Origin of the sequence: Streptomyces sp. NPDC048197, assembly GCF_043202395.1 — a bacterium.
Classification (GTDB): Bacteria; Actinomycetota; Actinomycetes; order Streptomycetales; family Streptomycetaceae; genus Streptomyces; species Streptomyces siderophoricus.
Genome location: NZ_JBIDAJ010000051.1, coordinates 1 through 25,763, shown reverse-complemented (window position 1 = coordinate 25,763; position 25,763 = coordinate 1). Strand labels below are relative to the sequence as shown.

20 protein-coding genes, 5 tRNA genes and 1 riboswitch are annotated in these 25,763 nt (G+C 71.9%); of the genes, 13 read left to right on the top strand and 12 right to left on the bottom strand.

The window, feature by feature from the left end:
* Positions 1 to 11: 11 nt before the first annotated feature.
* A riboswitch (cyclic di-AMP (ydaO/yuaA leader) is annotated at positions 12 to 166 on the bottom strand.
* Positions 167 to 460: 294 nt separating this feature from the next.
* Positions 461 to 1,738 (top strand): DUF2332 domain-containing protein, encoded by a 1,278-nt coding sequence (locus ACGF4C_RS36610; RefSeq protein ID WP_393572518.1) that lies wholly within the window; start codon positions 461 to 463, stop codon positions 1,736 to 1,738.
* A 164-nt stretch (positions 1,739 to 1,902) separates the two neighbouring features.
* Here the strand turns inward: ACGF4C_RS36610 and ACGF4C_RS36605 are convergent, their stop codons facing one another.
* The 4 genes from ACGF4C_RS36605 to ACGF4C_RS36590 all read right to left on the bottom strand — a co-directional run bounded on the left by ACGF4C_RS36605 (position 1,903) and on the right by ACGF4C_RS36590 (position 6,700).
* On the bottom strand, positions 1,903 to 3,045 hold the full coding sequence (locus tag ACGF4C_RS36605) for a PP2C family protein-serine/threonine phosphatase (protein WP_393572542.1): 1,143 nt from the start codon (positions 3,043 to 3,045) through the stop codon (positions 1,903 to 1,905).
* 265 nt (positions 3,046 to 3,310) lie between these two features.
* Positions 3,311 to 3,386: transfer RNA gene (locus ACGF4C_RS36600), tRNA-Lys, on the bottom strand.
* A gap of 183 nt (positions 3,387 to 3,569) precedes the next feature.
* On the bottom strand, positions 3,570 to 5,816 hold the full coding sequence (locus tag ACGF4C_RS36595) for a DEAD/DEAH box helicase (RefSeq protein ID WP_393572516.1): 2,247 nt from the start codon (positions 5,814 to 5,816) through the stop codon (positions 3,570 to 3,572).
* A gap of 323 nt (positions 5,817 to 6,139) precedes the next feature.
* Positions 6,140 to 6,700, bottom strand: coding sequence for a hypothetical protein (locus tag ACGF4C_RS36590; RefSeq protein ID WP_393572514.1), 561 nt, complete (start codon positions 6,698 to 6,700; stop codon positions 6,140 to 6,142).
* Between ACGF4C_RS36590 and ACGF4C_RS36585 the strand changes: the two genes are divergently transcribed.
* Positions 6,690 to 6,890, top strand: coding sequence for a hypothetical protein (locus tag ACGF4C_RS36585; protein ID WP_393572512.1), 201 nt, complete (start codon positions 6,690 to 6,692; stop codon positions 6,888 to 6,890). The genes ACGF4C_RS36590 and ACGF4C_RS36585 overlap by 11 nt on opposite strands.
* Positions 6,891 to 7,022: 132 nt before the next feature.
* Here ACGF4C_RS36585 and ACGF4C_RS36580 read toward each other — a convergent pair whose 3' ends face one another.
* Entirely contained in the window at positions 7,023 to 7,373 is a 351-nt protein-coding gene (locus ACGF4C_RS36580; protein ID WP_030416647.1) for a metallopeptidase family protein, read from the bottom strand.
* Between the two features lie 120 nt (positions 7,374 to 7,493).
* Between ACGF4C_RS36580 and ACGF4C_RS36575 the strand changes: the two genes are divergently transcribed.
* The 4 genes from ACGF4C_RS36575 to ACGF4C_RS36560 all read left to right on the top strand — a co-directional run bounded on the left by ACGF4C_RS36575 (position 7,494) and on the right by ACGF4C_RS36560 (position 9,568).
* Complete coding sequence (locus ACGF4C_RS36575; protein ID WP_393572510.1) at positions 7,494 to 9,212, top strand: metallophosphoesterase; 1,719 nt, start codon at positions 7,494 to 7,496, stop codon at positions 9,210 to 9,212.
* Between the two features lie 82 nt (positions 9,213 to 9,294).
* A tRNA-Glu gene (locus ACGF4C_RS36570) sits at positions 9,295 to 9,367 on the top strand.
* A 48-nt stretch (positions 9,368 to 9,415) separates the two neighbouring features.
* Positions 9,416 to 9,490, top strand: a tRNA-Asp gene (locus tag ACGF4C_RS36565).
* A 4-nt stretch (positions 9,491 to 9,494) separates the two neighbouring features.
* A tRNA-Phe gene (locus ACGF4C_RS36560) sits at positions 9,495 to 9,568 on the top strand.
* 73 nt (positions 9,569 to 9,641) lie between these two features.
* On the opposite strand, the gene ACGF4C_RS36555 is transcribed toward ACGF4C_RS36560, so the two are convergent.
* Positions 9,642 to 10,694 (bottom strand): ABC transporter permease, encoded by a 1,053-nt coding sequence (locus ACGF4C_RS36555; protein ID WP_393572508.1) that lies wholly within the window; start codon positions 10,692 to 10,694, stop codon positions 9,642 to 9,644.
* Positions 10,695 to 10,817: 123 nt separating this feature from the next.
* On the opposite strand from ACGF4C_RS36555, the gene hrpA reads away from it, so the two are divergent.
* The 3 genes from hrpA (at position 10,818) to ACGF4C_RS36540 (ending at position 15,575) form a co-directional block, all read left to right on the top strand.
* A complete protein-coding gene (gene hrpA, locus ACGF4C_RS36550; protein WP_393572506.1) occupies positions 10,818 to 14,906 on the top strand; it encodes an ATP-dependent RNA helicase HrpA in 4,089 nt (1,362 codons plus the stop codon).
* Positions 14,907 to 14,998: 92 nt separating this feature from the next.
* Positions 14,999 to 15,073 (top strand) — tRNA-Asp (locus ACGF4C_RS36545).
* A gap of 256 nt (positions 15,074 to 15,329) precedes the next feature.
* Entirely contained in the window at positions 15,330 to 15,575 is a 246-nt protein-coding gene (locus ACGF4C_RS36540) for a DUF6274 family protein (protein WP_393572504.1), read from the top strand.
* A 570-nt stretch (positions 15,576 to 16,145) separates the two neighbouring features.
* Here the strand turns inward: ACGF4C_RS36540 and bldC are convergent.
* Together bldC and ACGF4C_RS36530 are read right to left on the bottom strand one after the other, a co-directional pair.
* Positions 16,146 to 16,352, bottom strand: a complete 207-nt coding sequence (gene bldC / locus ACGF4C_RS36535) for a developmental transcriptional regulator BldC (RefSeq protein WP_003949541.1) — start codon at positions 16,350 to 16,352, stop codon at positions 16,146 to 16,148.
* A gap of 525 nt (positions 16,353 to 16,877) precedes the next feature.
* Positions 16,878 to 17,714 (bottom strand): hypothetical protein, encoded by an 837-nt coding sequence (locus ACGF4C_RS36530; protein WP_362146475.1) that lies wholly within the window; start codon positions 17,712 to 17,714, stop codon positions 16,878 to 16,880.
* A gap of 220 nt (positions 17,715 to 17,934) precedes the next feature.
* On the opposite strand from ACGF4C_RS36530, the gene ACGF4C_RS36525 reads away from it, so the two are divergent.
* Both ACGF4C_RS36525 and ACGF4C_RS36520 read left to right on the top strand, forming a co-directional pair.
* The gene (locus ACGF4C_RS36525; RefSeq protein WP_393572502.1) at positions 17,935 to 19,053 is read left to right on the top strand and encodes a Leu/Phe/Val dehydrogenase; all 1,119 of its coding nucleotides are present in this window, start codon (positions 17,935 to 17,937) and stop codon (positions 19,051 to 19,053) included.
* Between the two features lie 313 nt (positions 19,054 to 19,366).
* The gene (locus ACGF4C_RS36520) at positions 19,367 to 19,621 is read left to right on the top strand and encodes a DUF3073 domain-containing protein (protein WP_393572500.1); all 255 of its coding nucleotides are present in this window, start codon (positions 19,367 to 19,369) and stop codon (positions 19,619 to 19,621) included.
* Between the two features lie 192 nt (positions 19,622 to 19,813).
* On the opposite strand, the gene purM is transcribed toward ACGF4C_RS36520, so the two are convergent.
* Together purM and purF are read right to left on the bottom strand one after the other, a co-directional pair.
* Positions 19,814 to 20,884, bottom strand: a complete 1,071-nt coding sequence (gene purM / locus ACGF4C_RS36515) for a phosphoribosylformylglycinamidine cyclo-ligase (protein WP_201811733.1) — start codon at positions 20,882 to 20,884, stop codon at positions 19,814 to 19,816.
* 34 nt (positions 20,885 to 20,918) lie between these two features.
* On the bottom strand, positions 20,919 to 22,478 hold the full coding sequence (gene purF, locus ACGF4C_RS36510) for an amidophosphoribosyltransferase (RefSeq protein ID WP_030416655.1): 1,560 nt from the start codon (positions 22,476 to 22,478) through the stop codon (positions 20,919 to 20,921).
* Between the two features lie 127 nt (positions 22,479 to 22,605).
* Between purF and ACGF4C_RS36505 the strand changes: the two genes are divergently transcribed.
* Both ACGF4C_RS36505 and ACGF4C_RS36500 read left to right on the top strand, forming a co-directional pair.
* Positions 22,606 to 22,725, top strand: a complete 120-nt coding sequence (locus tag ACGF4C_RS36505) for a putative leader peptide (protein WP_351533618.1) — start codon at positions 22,606 to 22,608, stop codon at positions 22,723 to 22,725.
* A 256-nt stretch (positions 22,726 to 22,981) separates the two neighbouring features.
* Positions 22,982 to 24,502, top strand: a complete 1,521-nt coding sequence (locus ACGF4C_RS36500) for a sulfatase (RefSeq protein WP_393572497.1) — start codon at positions 22,982 to 22,984, stop codon at positions 24,500 to 24,502.
* Between the two features lie 75 nt (positions 24,503 to 24,577).
* Here ACGF4C_RS36500 and ACGF4C_RS36495 read toward each other — a convergent pair whose 3' ends face one another.
* Positions 24,578 to 25,375 (bottom strand): sterol carrier family protein, encoded by a 798-nt coding sequence (locus tag ACGF4C_RS36495; RefSeq protein ID WP_393572495.1) that lies wholly within the window; start codon positions 25,373 to 25,375, stop codon positions 24,578 to 24,580.
* 127 nt (positions 25,376 to 25,502) lie between these two features.
* The coding region (locus ACGF4C_RS36490) for an AIR synthase-related protein (RefSeq protein WP_393572493.1) at positions 25,503 to 25,763 on the bottom strand (261 nt) is incomplete at its 5' end.

The following is a 25,763-nucleotide window of genomic DNA, read 5'->3' as shown; positions in this document are numbered from 1 at the left end:
GGGGGCGCACTCCTTTCCTTCCTTCTCGCCTACCGGGTTAGCTGACGGGTTCGGAGCAGGAAGGTCTCCTACGGGCACCCTCTGGCGAAGGCGTCCGATTCACCCCAAGGTGGTGGTTCCCCGGTTCCCTTGGTGCAGTTCGAGGTGCTGGAGGTGCGTGAAAAGCGCGTGCGGGATTCGGCGTCGGCGCACGGTGCCGCCTCTTGCGGCGGCTGGGACGACCGCGCTGCGTTATCGGACAGTAATAGAGATCGCGACGGTTTTCCAAGCCTTCCCGGGAATCCATATGCCTCGCGCACCAGCTTTGGCGTGGTGTTTTCCGGTCACCATGGCCATAAATCGGGCGAGTTGACCGCACCGCCCCGTGCCGCGTCTAAACGATCTCTCGATGATTGTGCGTCAGTTGTTATGCGGAGGGGTGCCTGCCCATTACGGAACGTGAAGACAGTAACGTCGGATCATGGTCGTCAACGCCGAGCGCCCTGGACACTCCCTGCACCCCGGACACTCCGAGCGCCCCGGACACTTCGAAAGTCCCGGATACGCCGAGAGCCCCGGACCCGCCGAACGCCTCCGCAACGCCGGCCCCGGGCGTCACGGCCGTCCCGGCCACGGCGGAATCCCGACCGGAAACGCCCAGGACGTGGCGCGGCGGTACCACGAGTTCTCCTGGCGCGAGGCGCGCGGCCGGTCCGACGCCCACGAGGAGTTGAGCGCCCGGATCGGCCAGGACCAGGAGCTGTGCGAGCTGCTGGCGGGTTCGCTGCCGGCCGGCAACAAGCAGCAGCCCCAGCTCCTGCTCGCCGCCGTACGCCACCTCGACGGCCCGCACGCGGAGCAGGGCCCGCGCGGCGCGGCGGCGTACGGGCGCTGGCGCGAATGGACGATCCGGCACTGGGACCAGGTGCGGGACGTGATCATGCGCCGCGGCACCCAGACCAACGAACCGGCCCGCTGCGCCACGCTGCTGCCGCTGCTCGCCCGGCTGCCCCAGCCGCTGGCCCTCCTGGAGGTCGGCACCTCGGCCGGGCTGTGCCTGCACCCGGACCGCTATCGGTACGCGTACGGACACGGACACGAGTACGGGTACGGGGAAGCGGGCGGACCGGCAGCCCACGCCCCGCTCGCCGAAGTAGGCGCGGCCGACAGCCCCGTGGTCTTCCACTGCCAGGTGCCGTCGCCAGTGCCGGGGGCGGGGGCAGGGCCGGCAGGGCAAGGGGCGTCGCACCTCCCCACCCGCCTGCCCGAGGTCGTCTGGCGGGCCGGGATCGATCTCGCACCGCTCGACCCGGTCGCCGAGCCGGACGACCTGCGCTGGCTGCAGTCGCTCGTATGGCCCGGCGACGAGGCGCGGGCGGCCCGGCTGTCCGCGGCCGTGGACGCGGTGCGGGCGGTGCCGCGGCCGCGGATCGTCCGCGGGGACCTGATCGACGAACTGCCCGCGCTGGCGGCCGAGGCGCCGGCCGGGGCGACGCTGGTCGTGTTCCACACCTCCGTGCTGAGCTATCTGCCGTACGCCCGGCGCGAGGAGTTCGCCCGGCTCGTACCGTCGGTCCTCGACGGGCGGGACGGCGGCGGGCACTGGATCTCCCAGGAGCACCACTCCGTACTGCCGTGGCTCCCCCTGCCCGCGCACCACACCCCACGCCCGGACGACCCGCTGCAGCTGACCCTCGCCCTGGACGGGCACCCGGTCGCGCTCACCGACCCGCACGGCCAGAGCTTCCGCCCGCTGTAGTAGGCCCCCGGGACTTGGGCCTGGCAGCGGCTGGCCCCGGCCAGGCCCAAGGCCCAGGCCCAGGCCCCTGGCGCACCCTTGTGAGCCCTTCCGCCCGCCGTAGAAGTGCGCCGCGCGAACCGGCCCGGATCGTCGAGTCGCCGAGTCGCAGAGTCGCCGAGCTCTCACTCCCCCATCGGCCGCTGCAGCGCCAGCAGGGCCATGTCGTCCGCGGGGGCCCCGCCCGTGTGCCGGGCGACGTCCTCGATGAGGGCGTCCAGGAGGCTGCCGGGGTCCGGGAAGCGCCGGCCGCGGAGCTTGTCGGCCGGGTCGTAGAAGCGGCCGCGCAGGTCGCGGGCCTCGGTCACGCCGTCCGTGAAGAAGACGAGCAGCGAACCGGCCGGGAAGAACGACTCGTCGGAACGGTCCGGCCAGCTCGCCACCTCGCGCATCCCCAGCGGCAGCGCAGGCACGACGGGCATCAGCTCGCACAACCCGCCGTCCGGGCCCAGCAGCAGAGGCGCTGGATGGCCGCGGTTGAGGACCCGCAGCACGGGCCGCCCGTCGGCCGGGATCTCGGCCAGGACCGCGGTGGTGAACCCCTCGTACTGATCGATCCCCGCGCGCCGCCCGCCCTCCCGTTGCAGTGCCCGCTCCAGCCGGCCGGCCACCGCCTCCAAGGTGGCCTCCTGTTCCGCCGCCTCCCGGAAGGCGCCGATGACGACCACGGCGGCCTCCACCGCCTCCAGCCCCTTGCCACGGACGTCACCGACGATCAGCCGTACGCCGTGCGGGGTGTCCTGCACGGCGTAGAAATCGCCGCCGATCCGGGCGTCCGCCCGCGCGCCCACGTACCGGGCGGCGACCGCGAGCCCGCCGAGCCGCTCGGGCGGCGCCGGCAGGACGGCCCGCTGCGCGGCCTCCGAGACGTCCCGTACGGAGGCCAGACGGGCGTCGGACCTCCGGACGACGCGGTTGATGGCGAGCGCCAGCAGGGCGACCACGAAGACGGTCGCGATCTCGGTCACCGACTCGTGGGTGTCCTGGGCGGCACTGCGGTACGTCACCACCAGGGACTCGCCGGCCATGGCGGCCAGGGCCGTGAGGGCGGTGGCGGGCAGCGAGAGGAGCGGCGCCGCCACCAGCGGGGCGGCGGAGAAGAAGGGCGCGGCGGTGTAGCTGGGCGGCGTCGCCATGTCGAACGCGAGGCCGCCGACGATGAGGACGACGGGGAGCCAGCAGGCCAGGCTCCGGCCCAGCGGGGACATCCGGGCCCGGCGCGCCCGGCGCTCCCCGTCGCCCGTGGAGGGCCCGTCGCCCTGCAGCATCCGCACCGGCCTCTCCCCGCTCCACCCGTCCGCCGTACGAGTACCGGCATGCCGGCCGTCACCTCGACGTCCCAAGGCTGTCCGCTCCGGGGAGGCACGGCGATCCCACGGGGGCCGGACGGGTCAGCGCCGGATCACATGACGGGCCCCGGAGGATCACCGGACGGATCCCCGGAGGACCATCGACGGGTGTCACCAGGAGGAGGGGAGAAAGAAAGCAAGGGAAAAGGGAAGGGGAGGGAACCAGCCCCTCCCCTTCCCCTTCTGGTGGGCCATCAGGGGCTCGAACCCTGAACCAATGGATTAAAAGTCCACTGCTCTGCCAATTGAGCTAATGGCCCGCACCGAGCAGCATAGCCCGAGGACGTGCCGCAACCCGAAGGCATTACCGAACGGCCAGGTCACAGGGGTGCCGCGGGCCGTGCGGCGGGCCCTTGGGCGGGGCTCCTCGACCGCACAACGCACCGGGCCCGTACGGCACTTGTGTGCGTACGGGCCCGGTGGTGAGCGGCGTCGGTCAGTGATCAGCCGTTGCGCTTCCAGCGCGGCTTGTCCTCGCGGCGGCCGTAGGAGCCGGCGGTGGCGCCACGGTGGTCGTCACGGCGGCCGTAGGGGCGGTCACCGCCGGAGCGGTGGCCACCGGAGGAGGGGCGGCCGCCGGAGCGGTCGTCGCGGTTGAAGGGCCGGTCGCCACCGCCGGAGCGGTAGCCGCCGGAGCGGTCGTCGCGGTGGAACGGGCGGCTCGGGCGGTCGCCGCGGTCGCGGTTGAAGCCGCGGTCGCCGCGGTCGAAGGAACGGGCACCGGAGCGGTCGCCGCGGTCGTCCCGGCGGAAGCCACCGCGGTCGTCACGACGGTCCCGGTCGAAGGAACGGCCACCGGAACGCTCGTCCCGGTTGAAGCCACCACGGTCGTCACGGCGGTCGTCACGACGGTCCCGGCGCTCGAAGCCACCGCGGTCGTCGCGACGGTCGCGGTCGAAGGAACGGCCACCGGAGCGGTCGTCGCGGCGGTCGAAGGAACGGCCACCGGCGCGGTCGCCGCGGTCGTCCCGGCGGAAGCCACCGCGGTCGTCACGACGGTCCCGGTCGAAGGAACGGCCACCGGAACGCTCGTCCCGGTTGAAGCCACCACGGTCGTCGCGACGGTCGTCACGACGGTCCCGGCGCTCGAAGTTGCCGCGGTCGTCGCGACGGTCGGAGGCGGCCGGGCGGCGCTCGTCGGCGGCGCTCCGCTCGGCGGCGGCGGCCTCGGCGGCGACCTCCGCAGCGGCGGTCTCCGCGGCGGCGGCCAGCACCTCGGCCGGGTCCTCACCGCGCTCGCGGGCGGCCCGGGCGGTCAGCCGGTCGGCGTCCTCGCGCAGCTCGGCGGCCCGGCGCTGCAGGCGCTCCAGCTCGCGGGTGAGCTGGGCGACCTCGCGCTCGGCCTGCTTGGCGGAGTTGTTGGCGGACTCGGCCTGGACCTCGGTGAGCGAACGGGCGCCGGTGATCCGGGCGACGTCCTCGTCGAAGGTGCCGGAGCCGACGATGTGCCGGGAGGCGTCCACCCCGGCGTCCTCCATCAGGCGGAAGATCTGCCGGCGCTGGTGGGGCAGCGAGAGCGAGACGACCGTGCCGGACTGGCCGGCGCGGGCGGTACGGCCCGAGCGGTGCAGGTAGTCCTTGTGGTCACCGGCCGGGTCGACGTTCAGGACCAGGTCGATGCCGTCGACGTGGATGCCGCGGGCGGCGACGTCGGTGGCGACCAGCGCGTTGACGTAGCCGTCCTTGAAGTCCGCGAGGACCCGGGTGCGGGCGCCCTGGGTCATGCCGCCGTGCAGCGCGTCGGCCTTCACGCCGGACTCGACGAGCTGCTCGGCGATGCGGTCGGCGCCCAGCTGGGTGCGGACGAAGATGATGGTGCGGCCCTTGCGGGCGGCGATGGCGGCGGTGACCGGCGCCTTGTCCTTCGGCTTCACGACCAGGACGTGGTGGGTCATGGTGGTGACGTTGCCCTGGGCGCTGTCGACCTCGTGGCTGACCGGGTTGGTCAGGTAGCGCTTGACCAGGGTGGAGATCTCGTTCTCCATCGTGGCGGAGAACAGCATCCGCTGGCCGCCCTCGGGCACCTGGTCCAGCAGCTCGGTGACCTCGGGCAGGAAGCCCAGGTCGGACATCTGGTCGGCCTCGTCGAGGACGGCGACCTGGACGTCCTCCAGGGAGCAGGCGCCGCGGTTGATGATGTCCCGCAGCCGGCCCGGGGTGGCGACGAGGATGTCGACGCCGCGCTCCAGGGCGTAGATCTGGTTGCCCATGGACGTACCGCCGCAGACGACCTTCATCTTCAGGCCGAGCACGTCGCCGTAGGGCTGGAGGGCGTCCGCGACCTGCATGGCCAGCTCACGGGTCGGGGTGAGGATGACGGCGCGCGGCTTCTTCTTCTCGGTGCGGCCGTCGGCGAGCCGGGCCAGGGTGGGCAGACCGAAGGAGAGGGTCTTGCCGGAGCCGGTGCGGCCGCGGCCGAGGATGTCCTTGCCGGCCAGCGCGTCCGGGATGGTCGCGGCCTGGATCGGGAAGGGGGTCGTCACGCCGTTCTGCGCGAGCTTGCGCACGACGCCCTCGGGGAGGCCGAGGTCGGCGAAGGTGATGGCGTCGGCGTCGGCCTCGGTGTCGGTGTCGGCCTGGACGTCGGCAGCGGTGTCGGCGTCGGTCGTGGCCTCGGTCACCTCGGCGGCCGGACGCTCGTCCTGCTCGTCGTGTGCGGGCATGACGGACTGATCAGTGGAAATGGACATGCGAAATGCGAAACCTTCCGGAGTCTCGGCACGCGCCCAAACTCCGTGTGTTTCACACGACCGCCTCAATGCGGTCAGCCACGGCAAGGGAGAGAACGCGCCACGCGGCGCGCTTCTTTTCTGGCGCCGGGCAAATGGGATCAAACGATCTACCACCATACGCACTCCGCCCCCCGGATGGCAAATGAGCCGCTGACCAGGGCTTTCCGGCCGGGCCTCGCGCCTTCCCGGTCCGACCCCGCGCCTTTACGGCCGCCGCCCCGCCTCCGCTCCCCCTGTCAGCCCGTCCCGTCAGCCCCCGTCAGGGCCGGTCAGGGCCCGTCTCAAGCCCCCTCGTCCATGGTGCCCGGCTCCCCTGGCTCCCCCGGCTCCCCCGGCTCGGCCAGCGACGACATCGGCGAGACCGGGGAAGGGCCGGACGCCTGCGCGGTCGGCGGCGGTGCGGGGGTGCTCGGCGGCGGGGTCGGGGCGGCGGTGGGGGTGCTCGGGGGCGGGGGCGTGTCGGGCGGGGAGGACGGCCGGGCGGAGTGGGACGGCGAGGGGACGGCGGGTCCGTGAGGCCCGCCGGAGCCGCCGCCGTTGCCCGCGCCGGGTTCCGGGCCCGAGGGCTGCACCGGGCCGGGGGTCGCCCCCTCCTCGGAGGGCTTCGGCTTCGCGGACTTGGACTTCTTTCCCGGCTTCTCGTCGCCGCCGGCCGGGCGGGCCTCGCCGTTGCGGCCCAGTTGCCGCGCTCCGGCGCCGCGCCCGTCGGCGGTCGGTCCGCCGGGGCCGGGCTGCGCGCCCTGGCCGTCGTGCCGGGCGGCACCTCCGGACGGCTTGGGCTGCCCCGGGTCGCTGACGCTCATGCAGCCGGCCAGGGACGCGGCCAGTGCGGTGACGGTCACGGCGGCGACGGCGACCCGGGACAGCGCCCGGCCCGCCGACGACGGTGGCGGCACGGACGGCTGCGCAGTGGACGACCGGGAGGCGTACGGCTGCGATACGGGCGGCTGCGAGGACGGCACCGGTGGCTCCGGTGGCCGCGCCGCCGCGGGGGCGGCGGGCGGCGGCTTCGGGGACGGTGAGGGGCGGTAGGGGCTCGGGCGCACGGCGGGACCTCCGGATCCGGAGCGCAGGGACGGCGGCACGGACGCCCTGCCCAACTCCCGCCCCCCGCTTGAGGACACGCGCCCCGCGCCGCCGATCACGCCGGGGCGCCGCCGCGGCTCAGCCGTAGCCGAGCGAATGCAGCCGGGCGTCGTCGATGCCGAAGTGGTGCGCGATCTCGTGAACGACCGTCACCTCCGCCTCGGCGACCACGTCCTCACGCGTCGCGCACATCCGGAGGGTGGGCCCCCGGTAGATCGTGATCCGGTCCGGCAGCACGCCCGCGTACCACTCACCGCGGTCGGTGAGCGGCGTCCCCTCGTACAGCCCGAGCAGCTCGGGGTCCTCGGCCGGCGGTTCGTCCTCGACGAAGACCGCCACGTTGTCCATCAGCCGGGTCAGCTCCGGCGGGATCCGGTCCAGGGCCTCGGCGACCAGTTCCTCGAACTCCTCGCGCGTCATTTCCAGCACACCACCATTCTCCGCCACCTTTCCCCGCCTCCGATCGTCGCCGCCCGCCCGCCGTCCCGCACCACCACCGGAGTCGCCGCACCCTGATTGACGGCCGTCCTTGCCGGGCATACGGGGCCAATGGCCCGTGCTGAGCGCTCCCGGACATCGGCCCCCGACCTACCGCGAAACCCCCTGCTCCGGTGGCTGCCCCGCCCGTTCCGCCCGCCGTGGCGTCCGGGCCGGGACCGGCCGCCCGGCGTATCCGCGCCGCCCGGAGCCGTCCGCCGCCCCTCCCGCTTCCGCCGTACTGAACCCGCCGTCGACCTCCTCGACCCGCCGCGTCCGCCGGCCCGTTCGCTCGGCCTGATAGCCGTGAGCGCGCTCGGTTCCTGGCTGGGGCTGCTCCTCATAGGCACCGTGCACGCCCCGGTCGGCCCGATGGACACCAGCATGGCCCTGCGCCCCTCGCTGACCGGCGGGACCCGGATCGACGTCGCGCCGCTCGGCGACCTGGAGCTGAGCAGCCACTACGCGCCCCTGCGGCTCGACGTCGACGTCGACCGGCTGGACCCGGTCCGCTCGCAGGCGCTGGTCGCCCACCCCGAACGGTTCGCCGGCCTGCAGGACGAGGTCACCCATGACGTCACCCGCGGCGCCCTCGGGCTGGCGGCGCACTCCTGCCTCGCCGTGGCCGCCGGCGCCACCGCACTGGGTCTGGTCGTCTACCGCCGCCCGCGCCGCGCCCTGGCCGCCGGTGGCCTGGCGCTCGCCCTGCTCGGCGCCTCCGCCGGCACCGCGTACGCCACCTGGAACCCTGACTCGGTCCTGGAGCCGAAGTTCTCCGGGCTGCTGTCCTCGGCCCCGTCCGTGGTCGGCAACGCGCGCAGCATCGTCAGCGAATTCGACGTGTACCAGAAGGAGTTGGCCCGGCTGGTCACCAACGTCACCAAGCTCTACGACGCCACCTCGACGCTGCCGGCGTACCAGCCCGACCCCAGCACCCTCCGCGTCCTGCACGTCTCCGACATCCACCTGAACCCGGCCAGCTGGCGGATCATCGCCTCCCTGGTGAAGCAGTACCGGATCAACGTGATCGTCGACACCGGCGACACCATGGACCACGGCTCGGCCGCCGAGAACCACTTCCTCGACGCGGCGTCCACGCTCGGCGCGCCGTACGTGTGGGTGCGCGGCAACCACGATTCGCGCACCACGCAGAAGTACCTGTCCGGCCGCCGGCACGTCACCGTCCTCGACAACGGCCGGGTGGTCCGGGTCGCCGGGGTGCGGATCGCAGGCACCGGCGACCCTCAGTTCACCCCGGACCGCTCGGTCGTGGCGGCCGGGGACGCCGCCGAGCGCGCCGCCGGGGACCGGCTCGCCGACGTGCTGCGCACCGAGCGGCTGGCCGGGACGCCGGTCGACCTCGCGCTGGCCCACAACCCGGCCGCCGCGACGCAGACCGACGGGCTGGTCCCGCTGGCACTGGCCGGCCACATCCACCACCGCGAGAACACCACGCTCCCCCGGGGCACCCGGCTGATGGTCGAGGGCTCCACGGGTGGCGGCGGGCTGCGCGCGGTGCAGAACAAGAAGCCCGCCCCGGTCCAGGCGTCGGTGCTCTATCTGGACCGCAGGACCAAGCGGCTGCAGGCCTGGGACGAGATCACCCTGGGCGGGCTGGGCCTGTCCCGCGCCGAGGTCAGCCGCCACCTCCCGCGGGAGAACCAGCCCGGCGCCACGCCGGAGCCGACCCGCTCCGCTCACCCGTCCGGCCCGCACCCCGGGCCGTCGGCCGGCCGCTCACCGGGGGCTTTCTCGCGGCCGACCAGGACCCCTTCCGACGGCTCCGGGTAAACCGTTTTGGCGAACGGTCCTCCCATCCCATATGCTTCTCACGTCCCCGACGGCGCCGGTAACGACGCCAAGGAGGCCACCAGCCCTCATCGTCTAGTGGCCCAGGACGCCGCCCTTTCAAGGCGGTAGCACGGGTTCGAATCCCGTTGGGGGCACGCAACACCGTGTGTGAGAATGGTTCAGGCCGCTTTCACGCAATGCAAGGTCCTGTGGAGCAGTTTGGAGTGCTCGCCACCCTGTCAAGGTGGAGGCCGCGGGTTCAAATCCCGTCAGGACCGCTGCGGCTGGGTAGCTCAGTTGGTACGAGCGATCGCCTGAAAAGCGATAGGTCGCCGGTTCGACCCCGGCCCCAGCCACACCCTTTGGACGAAGGCCCCGGTTCCCCGAACCGGGGCCTTCGTCGTTCGTCCGCCCGGCGGGATCCGCCGCTCAGCCGTCCGCGGCATGGCCCGCCTCGCTCTCGCGGCCGCCGGGGTGGCGGTGGCGCCAAACCCAGAAGACCGTGCAGGAGAGCACCGACCAGGCGGCCAGCACGAGGAACGGGAAGGCGTGCTGGTGGCCGCCGAAGTAGACCGCGGTGTGCTGGGCGTTGACCGAGGCGCCCGGCGGGAGCCAGCGGCCGATGTGGCCGAGCACGGACGGCAGCAGCGGCCAGGAGACCGCGCCGCCGGAAGAAGGGTTGCCCAGCAGCACCATCAGGCCCCAGGTGGGGATCATGGCCCAGCGCCCGATGAGGGTGTTGAACAGGGTGAAGACCATGCCGGAGGTGAACATGGTCAGGGCCAGGATCAGCCAGGACTCGAAGAACGGCAGCCGCAGGGCGCCCAGCCACCAGTCGACCACCGCCGCGATGGCGAACGCGCCGAGCAGCGCGTAGCCGACCGTGAAGGCGATCCGCTCGGCCGGATTGAGGGCCCGGGCGTGCACGCTGAGCTGGATCGCGCCGACGAAGCCGATGATCACCGCGGCCAGGGAGATGTAGAAGAGGGCGAGCCCGCGCGGGTCGCCCTTCTGCAGCGGGGTGATGTCCCGGATGCGGACGTCCACGCCGGTCGCCCGGCCGACCGCGGCGCCGGATTCGGCCAGCAGCTGGGCCACCGTGGCGCCCGAGGCAGCGGAGACGTCCAGTTCGACGCCGCGCCCGTGTGCGCGCAGGATCGCGAACTCCCGCTGCTCGTCGACGGCCGCCCTGGCCGCGCCGTTCGAGGGGTACTCGGTCAGCCGGAGGGTGGCGTTCAGCGCCTTCTCCATCCCCTCGGCGAACGCCCTCACCTGCGGGGCGGCGGGGGAACCGACCACCGCGGTGGGGATGTGCCGCGGCGCCGGGTTGGCCATGGCGTACGTGTACGAGCCGGCGAAGAGGCCGGCGGCCGCGGCGAGGATGAGGACCAGCACGCAGGCGGGGAAGAACGGGGACCTCTTGAAGGCGGACCATTTCTCCGCCCCGGTCCTGGGGCCGGGGTCGCCGCGATGATCAGGCATGCGGCCACGCTAAGCCACCGATGTCCGACATTCCCGTACGGGAGGCCGTCCGCGGGCGGGCGCCCGGCCGGGCCGGCAAATGGTTCGCCAGTCCTTCACCCGAGGTGAGATCCTGGGGGACGTATGTCCAGTCAGCCTGCCTCCGCCCTGCCCGACGGCATCTCCTCCACCCCGCCCGGCACCGCTGCTCCCACCCTCCCCGCGCTGAGCGAACGCCTGCCCGAGCTGATGCTGCGCGACGCGCAGCGGCTGGGGCGCCGGCTCGACGGCGCGCGCCGGATCCGTAAGCCCGAAGCCCGGGCCGCCGTGCTCGCCGAGATCGCCGACGGCATCGACGAGGCCGAGCTGCGGGTCGCCCAGCGGCGTGCCGCGCTCCCGGAGATCACGTATCCGGAAGAGCTGCCGGTCAGCCAGAAGAAGGACGACATCCTCGCCGCGATCCGCGACCACCAGGTCGTGATCGTGGCCGGTGAGACCGGCTCCGGCAAGACGACCCAGATCCCGAAGATCTGCCTGGAGCTCGGCCGGGGCGTGCGCGGTCTGATCGGGCACACCCAGCCGCGCCGGATCGCGGCCCGTACGGTCGCCGAGCGCGTCGCGGAGGAGCTGAAGACCCCGCTGGGCGAGGTGGTCGGCTGGAAGGTCCGCTTCACCGACCAGGTCGGCGCCGACACCCTCGTCAAGCTGATGACGGACGGCATCCTGCTCGCCGAGATCCAGACCGACCGCGAGCTGCGCCAGTACGACACGATCATCATCGACGAGGCGCACGAGCGCAGCCTCAACATCGACTTCATCCTCGGTTATCTGGCGCAGCTGCTGCCCCGGCGCCCCGACCTGAAGGTCGTGATCACCTCCGCGACCATCGACCCGGAGCGGTTCGCGCGGCACTTCGGCTCGTTCGCCACGGTCGGAGCGGCGGACGCCGCCGCGGGCGACGGCGACGAGGCTCCCACCGCGCCGATCGTCGAGGTGTCCGGCCGTACGTATCCGGTGGAGGTGCGCTACCGCCCGCTGCTGGAAGAGGGCGGCACCGACGCCGACCGCGACCAGATCACCGCGATCTGCGACGCGGTGGACGAGCTGCAGGCCGAGGGGCCGGGCGACATCCTGGTCTTCCTCTCCGGCGAGCGGGAGATCCGCGACACCGCGGACGCGCTCAACAAGAAGCAGCTGCCGCACACCGAGGTGCTGCCGCTGTACGCCCGGCTGTCGCACGCCGAGCAGCACCGCGTCTTCCAGCGCCATACCGGCCGGCGGATCGTGCTGGCCACGAACGTCGCCGAGACCTCGCTGACCGTGCCGGGCATCCGGTACGTCATCGACCCGGGCATGGCCCGGATCTCCCGCTACAGCTACCGCACCAAGGTCCAGCGGCTGCCCATCGAGCCGGTCTCGCAGGCCAGCGCCAACCAGCGCAAGGGCCGCTGCGGCCGGACCAGCGACGGCATCTGCATCCGGCTGTACTCCGAGGACGACTTCCTCTCCCGCCCCGAGTTCACCGACGCGGAGATCCTCCGGACCAACCTCGCCTCCGTCATCCTGCAGATGACCGCGGCCGGCCTCGGCGACATCGAGAAGTTCCCGTTCATCGATCCGCCGGACCGCCGCAACATCAAGGACGGCGTGCAGCTCCTCGAAGAGCTCGGCGCGCTCGATCCGAAGCAGAAGGATCCGAAGAAGCGGCTCACACAGACCGGCCGCAAGCTGTCCCAGCTGCCGGTCGACCCGCGGCTGGCCCGGATGGTGCTGGAGGCGGACCGCAACGGCTGCGTCCGCGAGGTCATGGTCATCGCGGCCGCGCTGTCCATCCAGGACCCGCGCGAGCGGCCGTCCGACAAGCAGCAGCAGGCCGATCAGCAGCACGCCCGCTTCAAGGACGAGACCAGCGACTTCCTGGCGTTCCTGAATCTCTGGCGCTATGTGCGCGAGCAGCAGAAGGAGCTGTCCTCGTCGGCCTTCCGCCGGATGTGCCGCAACGAGTTCCTGAACTACCTGCGGATACGCGAGTGGCAGGACATCTACTCCCAGCTGCGTACGGTCGCCAAGACGATGGGGATCCATCTGAGCGAGGAGGACGCGGCACCGGACCACATCCACACCTCCCTCCTCGCCGGTTTGCTTTCGCACATCGGACTGAAGGACACCGAGGCCAAGAACGAGTACCTCGGCGCCCGGAGCGCCAAGTTCGCGGTCTTCCCCGGCTCCGCGCTCTTCAAGAAGCCCCCGCGCTGGGTGATGTCCGCCGAGCTGGTCGAGACCTCCCGGCTGTGGGCACGGGTGAACGCCAAGGTCGAGCCGGAGTGGATCGAGCCGCTCGCCCAGCACCTGGTCAAGCGCACGTACAGCGAGCCGCACTGGGAACAGAAGATGGCCGCGGTGATGGCGTACGAGCGGGTCACGCTCTACGGCGTACCGATCGTCGCCCAGCGCAAGGTCAACTACGGCCGGATCGATCCGGAGACCTCGCGCGAGCTGTTCATCCGCAATGCCCTGGTCGAGGGCGACTGGCGCACCCACCACCAGTTCTTCCATGACAACCGCAAACTCCTCGGTGAGGTCGAGGAGTTGGAGCACCGGGCCCGGCGCCGCGACATCCTCGTGGACGACGAGACGCTCTTCGACTTCTACGACCGGCGGATCCCCGACCACGTCGTCTCCGGCGCCCACTTCGACTCCTGGTGGAAGACCAAGCGCCGGGACGAGCCGGAGCTGCTGAACTTCGAGCACTCGATGCTCATCAACGAGTCCGCCGAGGCCGTCACGAAGGACGACTACCCGGATTCCTGGCGGCAGGGAAAGCTGAAGTTCAAGGTCACGTACCAGTTCGAGCCGGGCGCGGACGCGGACGGTGTGACCGTCCACATCCCGCTGCAGGTCCTCAACCAGGTCTCCTCCGAAGGCTTCGACTGGCAGATCCCGGGTTTGCGCGAGCAGTTGGTGACGGAGCTGATCCGGTCGCTGCCCAAGCCGATCCGGCGCAACTACGTCCCGGCGCCGAACTTCGCGGCCCGCTTCCTGGACTCGGCGGTGCCGCTGCAGGGCGCCCTGACGGCCTCGCTGGCCGCCGGGCTGCAGCGGATGGTGGGCGTGCCCGTCGATCCGGCGGACTTCGACCCGGACAAGGTCCCCGACCACCTCAAGATCACCTTCCGGGTGGTCGACGAGCGACGGCGCAAGCTCGCCGAGGCCAAGGACCTGGAGGCGCTGCGGCACAAGCTGAAGCCGAAGACCCAGGCGGCCATCTCCAAGGCCTTCGAGCAGGCCGCGGAGCGGCCCGGCCGGGGCCGCAAGGGCGGCGGGCCCGCGGCCGACGAGGCGGCACCGGCCGGCGTGGAGCAGCGCACCGGCCTGACGTCCTGGACGATCGGCACGCTGCCGCGCACGGTCGAGACCCGGCGGGCTGGCCAGCTGCTGAAGGCGTATCCGGCGCTGGTGGACGAGGGAAGCAGCGTCGCGGTCCGGCTCTTCGACACCGAGGCCGCGCAGCAGTCGGCGATGTGGGCGGGCACCCGCCGCCTCATCCTGCTCAACATCCCCTCCAATCCCGCCAAGTTCGCCCAGGACAAGCTGAGCAACCAGCAGAAGCTCGCGCTGTCCCGCAATCCGCACGGTTCGATCGCGGCGCTCTTCGACGACTGCGTGACCGCCGCCGCGGACCGGCTGATCGCGGCACGGGGCGGACCGGCGTGGGACGAGGAGTCCTTCCGCAAGCTGTTCGACGCGGTCCGGGCCGACCTGGTGGACGTCACGCTGCGGACGATCCAGCAGGTGCAGGAGGTGCTGGCCGCCTGGCAGGCGTGTGAGCGCCGGCTGAAGGAGACGTCCTTCCCCTCGCTGCTGCCGTCGCTGACGGACGTCAAGGCGCAGCTGGCGGAGCTCATCAGGCCCGGCTTCGTGACCGCGCACGGCGCCAAGCGGCTGCCGGACCTGATGCGCTATCTGATCGCCGCCGACCGCCGTCTGACGCAGCTGCCGACCAACGCCGAGCGGGACCGCACCCGCATGGCGAAGGTGAAGGAGATGCAGGACGAATACGCCTGGCTGCTGGAGCAGTTCCCGCCGGGCCGTGCGGTGCCGGCCGAGGCCCGGGAGATCCGCTGGATGATCGAGGAGCTCCGGGTCAGCTACTTCGCGCACGCCCTGGGGACCGCCTATCCGGTCTCCGACAAGCGGATCATGAAGGCGGTGGACGCGGCGGTGCCCGCCTGAGGGCGGGCCTCCGGTATCGAGTTCGACCGCACCCCCTGACCTGCTGTACAGTCTTGCTTCGCAGCCCGCCGCAAGCGGAAAGCAAAACGCAAGGTCCTGTGGAGCAGTTTGGAGTGCTCGCCACCCTGTCAAGGTGGAGGCCGCGGGTTCAAATCCCGTCAGGACCGCCTCTGTTCGGCCCGCATCCTTCTTGGATGCGGGCCGTTCTGTGTTTGTCGTGCGCCGTACCCGCCGCGCGACCGCCATGCGACCGCCGCGCGTCCGCCGTGGCCCGTACGCCGGTCCGGCACACGTCCGCCGCCTCCGCCCTTCGCGCGCCGTCGGCTGCGGCCCGTGACTGCTTTGCTGCCCGCTGTATTGACGGGACCTTCCGGCGCCGGTACTCACTTGGGGAGGTTTGTGGGGGCCGGGGAGGTACGCACGATGACGACTGCGGTACGGCACGAAACCAGAGCGCTGCTGCGAGCCCATCTGGCCGCGGCCCAGGGCTACCGCCACCGGATGCGGCACTGCCCCATCTGCCATCAGCTGCTGCGGCTCGCCATGGAGCCGCACACGGCCCGCTCCGGGCCTGCCGCGGCGCCGGCCGCACCCGCTTCCGCCCCGGCCCCCGCGCCGGCCGCCTGCGAGCCCCCGGAGGCCGAGGACAAAAGTCCCGCGCCACGGTGACCAAGGACGCCCACACGGCGTCTTGTCCGGTGGGAGCGTGGGAACGGCCGGGGAAGAGTGGGAAAGGGTGGCGAGGGAAAACGCCTCCCGGGAGGGGGCAATTCCCCTACCGCAGTGGGCGGATGGCCACAAGCGGCGCGCCGTGTGACGGGAGTCACCGAACAACTTTTGCCGGGCAGGGAACTTACACCCGCCCTACAACGGGTCAATTTAATATGTGCAATTGCACCACCCTCCGGGTGCATCGAATACCCATTCCCGGAGTCACTCCTGAAGGCCCTCGGAGGGCCCCTCAAGGCGCCGTGGACGCCACCGGGCGCCGGCCCCGGCGACAGCTGACCCGAGCCTTCTGACCGGCCCTGGAGCGGCCGTACACATGAAAATCGCGCTGGACCCGGCGGAGTCCAGCGCGATCGGTGACGTACCCAGTGGAGCGGGTGTGGGGCCTGTTGGGGTCAGACGCCGCGTCGTATGAAGCTGTGTGAAGCGTGGTGGAGCAGGTCGAGCCTGGTGCGCGAAGCGGGCGTTTTCGGGTTGGGGGCCCCGAAAACGGCCTGGCTACGCGGCTTTTCAGGCCTCGCTGCGCTGCTGCGGAATGCCCGCCAGCAGTGCGCGGACCTCAGCCTCGCGGTAACGCCGATGCCCTCCGAGCGTGCGGATGGACGTGAGCTTGCCTGCCTTGGCCCAGCGGGTGACCGTCTTGGGGTCGACACGGAACATCGTGGCAACCTCGGCAGGGGTCAGCAGCGGCTCGGCGTCAGGGGTGCGAGCGGTCATGAGCGGCCTCCTCGGGAGAACCGAACCATCACGGTTCTTTCCTCTAAATTCTGCACCTTGACCCGCGTTGCCCGAAATGGCGGACGCGGGCCGAGTCGGTTATAGGACGAACGGCTTGTCCTCGGCACTACAACTACACCATCTGTCCAGCCACGTCGGCCAAACCGATGGAATTGCCCTCTCAGGTGTTCAACCTCGGCGGATGCCGATGGACCGTGCCATAGCGGACAGTCACACCGCCGTGACGATCAGTCACAACGGGCTCAGCCGCCACGAGACCCCTCAAGGACCGCAATACCGATCTATCCGCCCTTAGTTGGACGGAAGGAGCCCGGGTCGGGCTCCTTGTCCTATTTTGGCACGAGGAAGAGGCTTGCTAGCAAGACCCGAAGTAAGTGCTTTAGGTCACGCTTGGGGCAATCGCGGGGCAATCGCCCGGTTGAGGACCTACGTCCCTTACCGCCCGACCACCGTGAAGCGAGCACCGTACGACAGCACCGTGAACTCGGGAAAGAGTTCGGGCGGTCAGCTCGAGAACTGACGTTCGCGGACCGCGCGCCACCGCTGGGAGAGCTTCTCGTACGCGGCACCGGCCCGCTCGCCGTCCCCCTCGCGCAGCGCCGCCAGTCCCTCCGCCACCTCGGCGGCGGAACGGTCCTCGGCGAGCTGCCCCTCGGGCACCGCGTGCACCAGCCCTCCGTAGTCCAGTTCCACGAGCGAGCGTGGGTGGAATTCCTCGAGCCAGCGCCCCACATCTACCAGGCCGTCGATCAGCGGGCCCTCTTCCAGGGCGTTCCGCAGCGTCCGCAATCCCCGCGCGACCCGCCGTCTGGCCTGCACCATCGGCGTGCGGTAACGCAGCACCGTCCCCTGGTCACCCTCCGCGTACTCCCGCTCGGCGTCGTCGAAGAGGACGAACCAGCGGACCGGGACGTGCCAGGACGCGCCGCGGATCCACGGCCGGGCGTCGGGGTTGCGCTCGCGCCACTGCTCGTAGTCGGTGGCGGCCTGCCGGCGCACCACCGGGGGCAGCGCCGCGTCCAGCACCGCCGCCGGAAGCAGCTCCTCCAGGCCCTCCAGGGCCTGCCAGCCGCGCAGCCGGGTGCGCCAGGGGCAGACGCACACCACCTCGTTCACGACCGCGACGAAGGCGTCCGCGCTCTCGTGGACCGGGACCGGCACCGGCGGGGTCGGCAGCAGGTCGGCCAGCGCCCGGCGCTGCTCGTCCTGGGCGGTGGGGGTGTCCTCCCGCTTGGCATAGCGCGCCCAGTGGGAGCGCTCCGGCTCGGGGAACGCTGCCAGCGGCTCGTAGACCCGCAGGTATGCCATGTACGGGACCTTCACCGATGACGCCAGGGCCACGCCCGCTCCTTACGAGGAAGTCCACCGCCCGAGGACCCGCCGCACGGCGTGCCCGACACGCCCGAGGGCCCCCGACCGGCCTGCGATACGACCAGATCGTCCCACGTCCGTCCCCCGGGAGAGGGTGATCCTCGGCACCTGACCGATCAACCGCCGTCGCAGGTCTTACGCTCTTCCCAACCGGCCCTCCCCACCCGTAGGAGGGCGTCCTTCGCGACTTATGGGAGTCACCACCGTGACTGACGTACGTCCGGCCCCCGCCGGCACCGACGGCGGCGTTCTGCACACCCTGTTCCGATCGGAACAAGGGGGCCATGAGCAGGTCGTTCTCTGCCAGGACCGGGCCAGTGGCCTGAAGGCAGTGATCGCCATTCACAGCACCGCGCTGGGTCCCGCCCTCGGTGGCACCCGCTTCCACGCCTACGCCTCCGAGGAGGAGGCCGTGCTGGACGCCCTGAACCTCTCGCGCGGCATGTCCTACAAGAACGCCCTCGCCGGGCTGGACCACGGCGGCGGCAAGGCCGTGATCATCGGCGATCCCGATCTGATCAAGACCGAGGAACTGCTGCTCGCCTACGGCCGGTTCGTGGCCTCGCTCGGGGGCCGCTACGTCACCGCGTGCGACGTCGGCACGTACGTCGCCGACATGGACGTGGTCGCCCGTACGAACAAGTGGACCACCGGCCGCTCCCCCGCGAACGGCGGCGCCGGCGACTCCTCCGTCCTGACCGCCTACGGCGTCTTCCAGGGCATGCGCGCCTCGGCACAAGCCCTGTGGGGCGACCCGACGCTGCGCGGCCGCAAGGTGGGCATCGCCGGTGTGGGCAAGGTCGGGCACCTCCTCGTCGAGCACCTCCTCAAGGACGGTGCCGAGGTCGTGATCACGGACGTCCGGGCCGACGCGGTGGCGCGGGTCCGCGCCGAGCACCCGCAGGTCACCGCGGTCGCCAACACCGAGGCGCTGATCCGCACCGAGGGCCTGGACGTGTACGCGCCGTGCGCGCTGGGCGGGGCGCTCAGCGACGACTCGGTGCCGGTGCTCACCGCGAAGGTGGTGTGCGGCGCGGCCAACAACCAGCTCGCGCACCCCGGCGTCGAGAAGGACCTCTCCGACCGCGGCATCCTCTACGCCCCCGACTACGTCGTGAACGCCGGCGGCGTCATCCAGGTGGCCGACGAACTGCACGGCTTCGACTTCGACCGCTGCAAGACCAAGGCGGCGAAGATCTTCGACACCACGCTGGCAATATTCGCTCGTGCGAAGGCCGATGGGATCCCGCCGGCGGCGGCCGCCGACCGGCTCGCGGAGCAGCGGATGGCGGAGGCACGGAGGAGCTGACCGAACGTTCCGGCCAGGGCGGCCGGAAACACCACCTTGCGCGGCCCGCCACGGCCGGTCGGGGAGATATCCCTCACCACCCGTCGGCGGGTCGCCGCACGGGACAGGTTAAAATCGCAGTTGACCAGCGGGGACGGGGCGCCCTGCGGGTCGTGCCGAGCGGCGGGTGATGCGGGCGACGTACCGTATGGCCGCGGAAGCAGGTACCGTTAAAGCTCTACGGGCCGGTCTCTCTGTCGAGAGCCCGCTCTGATCCATGAACGCGTGTCAAGACTCTGGGGCCATCGAGCCCCGTCACTGAGGGGGTCGACCCATGGGGCGCGGCCGGGCCAAGGCCAAGCAGACAAAGGTCGCCCGCCAGCTGAAGTACAACAGCGGTGGGACGGATCTCTCAGCACTGGCCAGCGAGCTGGGTGCAACTACGGCGCCGTCGAGCCAGCAGCCTCCGAACGCGGAGCCGTTCGAGGATGACGAGGACGACGACCCGTACGCACGGTACGCAGAGCTGTACAACGACGACGATGACGAGGATGAGGGCGACCCCTCCCAGCAACGTCGTCGTGCTTGACGTCCTGCGCGCTCGCGGCACCCGCTGACAGCATCACGGACCCGGTCCTGGGCATTGCCCGGGCCGGGTTTTGTGCTGCCCGGAACGTGAGCGTCCGGGCGCCGTCCCGCCGGGAACCGGCCGTGCCGGTCCGCCGGAGGTGCACCGCAGCGGCGGCCGCACCGGTGGGTGCCGGTGCGGCGGCCGGTCCGCTCAGGCGGCGTAGTCACCGGTCAGGGTCACCGCGTCGGCGTGGTCGCCGCGCTCGACGATCTCACCGCTGACCCAGGCGTCCACCCCGCGGTCGGCGAGCGTGGTCAGCGCCACGTCCACCGACTCCTGCGGGACGACGGCGATCATGCCGACGCCCATGTTCAGGGTCTTCTCCAGCTCCAGGCGCTCGACCGAGCCGGCCGTGCCGACCAGGTCGAAGACCGGGCCCGGCGTCCAGGTCGAGCGGTCGACGGTGGCGTGCAGCCCGTCCGGGACGACCCGGGCGAGGTTGTTGGCCAGTCCGCCGCCGGTGATGTGCGAGAAGGCGTGGACCTCGGTCGTCCGGGTCAGCGCCAGGCAGTCCAGCGAGTAGATCTTCGTGGGCTCCAGCAGCTCCTCGCCCAGGGTCCGGCCGAACTCGGCGACCTCCTGGTCGAGGGTCATCCCGGCCCGGTCGAAGAGGACGTGCCGGACGAGGGAGTACCCGTTCGAGTGAAGTCCGGACGAGGCCATCGCGATCACCGCGTCGCCCGTACGGATACGATCCGCGCCCAGCAGCCGGTCCGCCTCGACGACGCCCGTACCGGCGCCCGCCACGTCGAACTCGTCCGCGCCCAGCAGGCCCGGGTGCTCCGCGGTCTCGCCGCCGACCAGCGCACAGCCGGCCAGCACACAGCCCTCGGCGATGCCCTTGACGATCGCCGCGACCCGCTCCGGGTAGACCTTGCCGACGCAGATGTAGTCGGTCATGAACAGCGGCTCGGCGCCGCACACGACGAGGTCGTCGACGACCATGCCGACGAGGTCGTGGCCGATGGTGTCGTAGACGCCCATCTTGCGGGCGATGTCGACCTTGGTGCCGACGCCGTCGGTGGCCGAGGCCAGCAGCGGGCGTTCGTAGCGCTTGAGGGCGGAGGCGTCGAAGAGGCCGGCGAAGCCCCCGAGCCCACCGACGACCTCGGGGCGGGTGGCCTTCTTCACCCACTCCTTCATCAGGTCCACGGCGCGGTCGCCGGCTTCGATGTCGACGCCCGCGCTCGCGTAGCTGGCGCCGGAAGGTTCAGCGGACATGGCTGAGAACTTTCGTGTCGTGTGTGTACGAGCTCTACGGGCGACGCAGCGCGTCGGCCCCGCCGACCCCGGCGGTGAGCGTCTGGACGCCGTCCACGTCGGACTTCGTCGGTGCCGCGGTCTCCGACTCCAGGAGGTGCTTGCCCAGCAGCTCCGGGTCGGGCAGCTCCATCGGGTACTCGCCGTCGAAGCAGGCACGGCACAGGTTCGGCTTGGCGATCGTGGTCGCCTCGATCATGCCGTCGATGGAGATGTACGCGAGCGAATCGGCGCCCAGGGACTTGCCGATCTCCGCAACGCTCAGCCCGTTGGCGATCAGCTCCGCGCGGGTGGCGAAGTCGATGCCGAAGAAGCACGGCCACTTGATGGGCGGCGAGGAGATCCGGATGTGGACCTCGGCCGCACCGGCCTCGCGCAGCATCCGCACCAGCGCCCGCTGGGTGTTGCCGCGGACGATCGAGTCGTCGACGACGACCAGCCGCTTGCCGCGGATGACTTCCTTGAGCGGGTTGAGCTTGAGGCGGATGCCGAGCTGGCGGATGGTCTGCGAGGGCTGGATGAAGGTCCGGCCGACGTAGGAGTTCTTGACCAGGCCGGACCCGTAGGGGATGCCGCTGGCCTCGGCGTAGCCGACCGCGGCGGGGGTGCCGGACTCGGGCGTCGCTATCACCAGGTCCGCGTCGGCGGGCGCCTCGGCGGCCAGCTTGCGGCCCATCTCCACGCGGGAGAGGTACACGTTGCGGCCGGCGATGTCGGTGTCCGGACGGGCGAGGTAGACGTACTCGAAGACACAGCCCTTGGGGCGGGCCTCGGCGAAGCGGCTGCTGCGCAGGCCGTCCTCGTCGATGGCGACCAGCTCGCCGGGCTCGATCTCCCGGATGAAGCTGGCGCCGACGATGTCCAGGGCGGCGGTCTCGGAGGCCACCACCCAGCCGCGCTCCAGCCGGCCGAGGACCAGCGGGCGGATGCCCTGCGGGTCGCGGGCGGCGTAGAGCGTGTGCTCGTCCATGAAGCAGAGCGAGAAGGCGCCCATGACCTGGGGAAGGACGCGCGGCGCGGCCTCCTCGACGGTCAGCGGCTTGCCGTCCTCGTCCACCTGGCCGGCGAGCAGCGCGGTCACCAGGTCGGTGTCGTTGGTCGCCGCGACCTGGGTGGCCCGGCCGCCCTCACGGGGCAGCGCGGCGACCATCTCGGCCAGCTGGGCCGTGTTGACCAGGTTGCCGTTGTGGCCGAGCGCGATGGAACCGTGCGCGGTGGCGCGGAACGTCGGCTGGGCGTTCTCCCACACCGAGGCACCGGTGGTGGAGTAGCGGGCATGGCCCACGGCGATGTGGCCCTGGAGGGAGCCGAGGGAAGTCTCGTCGAAGACCTGGGAAACCAGGCCCATGTCCTTGAAGACGAGGATCTGGGAGCCGTTGCTCACTGCGATGCCCGCGGACTCCTGTCCACGGTGCTGCAGCGCGTACAGCCCGAAATAGGTGAGTTTGGCGACCTCTTCACCCGGAGCCCAGACACCGAAGACGCCGCATGCGTCCTGGGGGCCCTTCTCGCCGGGGAGCAGGTCGTGGTTGAGTCGTCCGTCACCACGTGGCACGCCCTTGAGTCTAGGGCAGGTCGCGCATTCATCCGAACCGGGGATGGCCGCGCTCCTGGATGAGTGCATGAACGGGACATGAAGCGTGCTTGACGTGGTCACGGCCACGCGGACAGGATTTCTGCCCATGCAGACCCCGCAGCCCTTGGCGCACCTGGTGTGTTGGCGGGCGCCCCGCTCCGCGCAGCGCCTGGTGCGCCGCCGCCACGTCGACCTCGGTCGCGTCGCGAGCGCGATCTGTCGCTGAGCATCAGCAGCGTAGCTGCGGGTGACGGCGGGTCCGGCGGTTTTCCCGGACCACCCCTCTGAGCTGGCCTTTCGTCGCGCCCTCACCCCTTCCTGTCGCCACCCGGAATGCCGCTTTCGCGCCGTACGCACTGAATGCCGTACGAGCGCCCCGGCGTTCCGGTGTGAGATACGCGACGCCTCTCCGCCCGCCGCCGTCCCCGGGGGCCCGCGCGCCGCACCCCGCCCCGGGACGATCACTCCGGAGAGTCGAACCCATGCCGTCCGAAGACCCCGTCCGCGCCTCCGTGGCGCCCGACATGTCGCTCAACTCCCCCGATTCCGCTGATCCCTCCGATCCCACCGCCCCCGTCCCGCCCTCCGGCCTCTCGCGGCGCGCCTTCGGCGGGCTCGCCGGCGCCGGTGCCGCGGCCGCCGTGGGCGGACTGGGCGCCGTCGCCCCGGTGGCCGGCGCCACCCCGGCCGCGGCGGCCGCCCCGTTCACCGAGGAGGCGTTCCGCGCCGCGCCCGGCCGGCACTCGCGACGCCCCGACATCCTCGTCATCCTGGGCGACGACCTGGGCTGGGCCGACCTGTCCTCGTACGGCTCGCCCCACATCCGTACGCCGCACCTGGACCGGCTGGCACGTCAGGGCGTCCGCTTCACCCACGCCTACGCCGGCTTCGCCACCTGCTCGCCCACCCGCTTCTCCCTCTACACCGGGCGGTACCCGGGCCGTACGAAGGGCGGGCTCGCCGAGCCGATCGCGGACCGGAGCGCCGGCCTGGACCCGCACCACCCCACCCTCGCCTCGCTGCTGCGCACCGCCGGCTACTCGACGGCGCTGATCGGCAAGTGGCACTGCGGCTACCTGCCGGACCACAGCCCCACCACATCGGGCTGGGAGACCTTCTTCGGCAATTTCGGCGGGGCGCTGGAGTACTACTCGAAGCTGGGGCTCGCCGGTGAGTACGACCTCTACGAGGGCGACGCCGAGTACCGGGACCTGCGCTACTACACCCGGATCCTCACCGAGCGGGCGATCGACCACATCGAACGCGACCATGACAAGCCCTGGCTGCTGAACCTCAACTTCACCACCCCGCACTGGCCGTGGATCGCCGACGGCGACGAGGAGGAGAGCGCGAGGATCGTCCGCCGGATCAAGGCGGGCGAGCCGGGCGCGCTCCGGCACCAGGACGGCGGCTCGCTGGAGAAGTACCGCGAGATGGTCGAGGACCTCGACCGCTCGATCGGCGCGGTCCTCGCCGCCCTGCGCCGCTCCGGCCAGGAGGAGGACACCCTGGTCCTCTTCGCCAGCGACAACGGCGGCGAACGCTGGTCGTACAACTGGCCGCTGTCCGGGAACAAGGCCTCGCTCCAGGAGGGCGGCATCCGCGTGCCGACCATCGTGCGGTGGCCGGCCCGGCTGCGCCCCGGCCAGGTCAGCCATGAGCCGGTCTTCACCCCGGACTGGACGGCCACGCTGCTGGAGCTCGCCGGTGCCCGGCCGGACCGCGGGCATCCGCTGGACGGTACGAGCCTGGCCGGCCATCTGCTGCGCGGTGAGCGGATCGCCGAGCGCGACCTCTTCTGGCGGGTACGCGGCGAGCGGGCGCTGCGGCGCGGCGACTGGAAGTACTACCGCGGCAGGACCGGCAAGGACCAGCTCTTCCACATCGTCAGCGATCCGCGCGAGCAGGCCGACAAGGCGCCGGACGAACGGCGGCTGCTGGGCGAGCTGCGGGCGGCCTGGGAGGCGGTGGACGCCACGCTGCTGCCGTATCCGAAGGACTGACCGGCCACCCGGCCCATCGGCCAGCCGTCCCCACGCCCCGTCGGGCAGCCGCTCGGGCTGTCGGCCCGCCGTCCGTCAGCCCATCACCGGCAGCTGGCCGGCGAGGCCGGCCCGCTCGCCGCTGGCGCTGACCGTCGCGGCGGCCAGCTCCGCGTCCCAGGTCGTCCGGCCGGTGGCCAGGCGTATCCAGGTCAGCGGGTCGGTCTCGACGACGTTCGGCGGGGTGCCGCGGGTATGCCGGGGGCCCTCGACGCACTGCACCACGGCGAACGGCGGCACCCGGACCTCGACCGATCCGCCGGGCGCCTTGACGGCCAGCGCGTCGGCCAGCAGCCGCGTCGTGGTGGCCAGCGCCTGGCGGTCGTACGGGATCTCCGCGCCGGTCGCCGCGGCCAGGTCGTCGGTGTGCACGACGAGCTCGACGCAGCGGGTGACCAGGTAGTCGGCCAGCCGCATCGCGCCGGGCCGGGCGGCCACCAGGCGCTCCACACCCTCCGGCGGCAGCAGGCGCTCGAACTCCTCCGCGGTGCGCGCCAGCAGCTCCACGGGGTCGTTGCCGGACGCCAGCGCGCGGGTGTCGGCGTCGATCCCGGGGGCGAGCGGCGCGGTGGCGAACGGCCAGTCCAGCAAGGTGGTCGTCACCTGCGGCGGGGCGGGCAGCGCGAGCGCACGCGACACGCTGCCGAGCACCAACGCCAGATGCGCCACGAGCTCCCGCACCGTCCAGTCGCCCAGCCGGGTCGGCAGCGCGAACTGATCGTCCGTCAGCTCACCCACGGTCGCGCGAACGTGCGCGAACTGCGCGCGGACGGCGGCGCGGGTCTTCTTCTCGTCGTACTGGCGGGAGCGCGACTTCCGGGCGGCAGGAGACATGCGTTCAGCGTAAGCGGCAGCACTGACAACCGCCCCGCCTCACGCAAGGGCCTCCGGGCCCGCGCCCGGCCCCGCACGCGGAACGGCCCGCCAGGCGTACCGGCGGGCCGTTCCGAGGCGGAGCAGATCAGGCAATCAGCCCCGGGATGGTGCTCTCGTGGGCGGTGCGCAGTTCGCCGAGCGGGATGCTGAACTCGCCCTGGATGTCGATCTCTTCGCCGTCGACGACGCCGATGCGGGTGGCCGGCAGGCCCCGGACGGTGCACATGTCGGTGAAGCGGACTTCCTCGCTGCGCGGCACGGCGACGACCGCACGGCCCGCCGACTCGGAGAACAGGAAGGTGAACGCGTCCAGCCCATCGGGCACGACGAGCCGGGCACCGGCCCC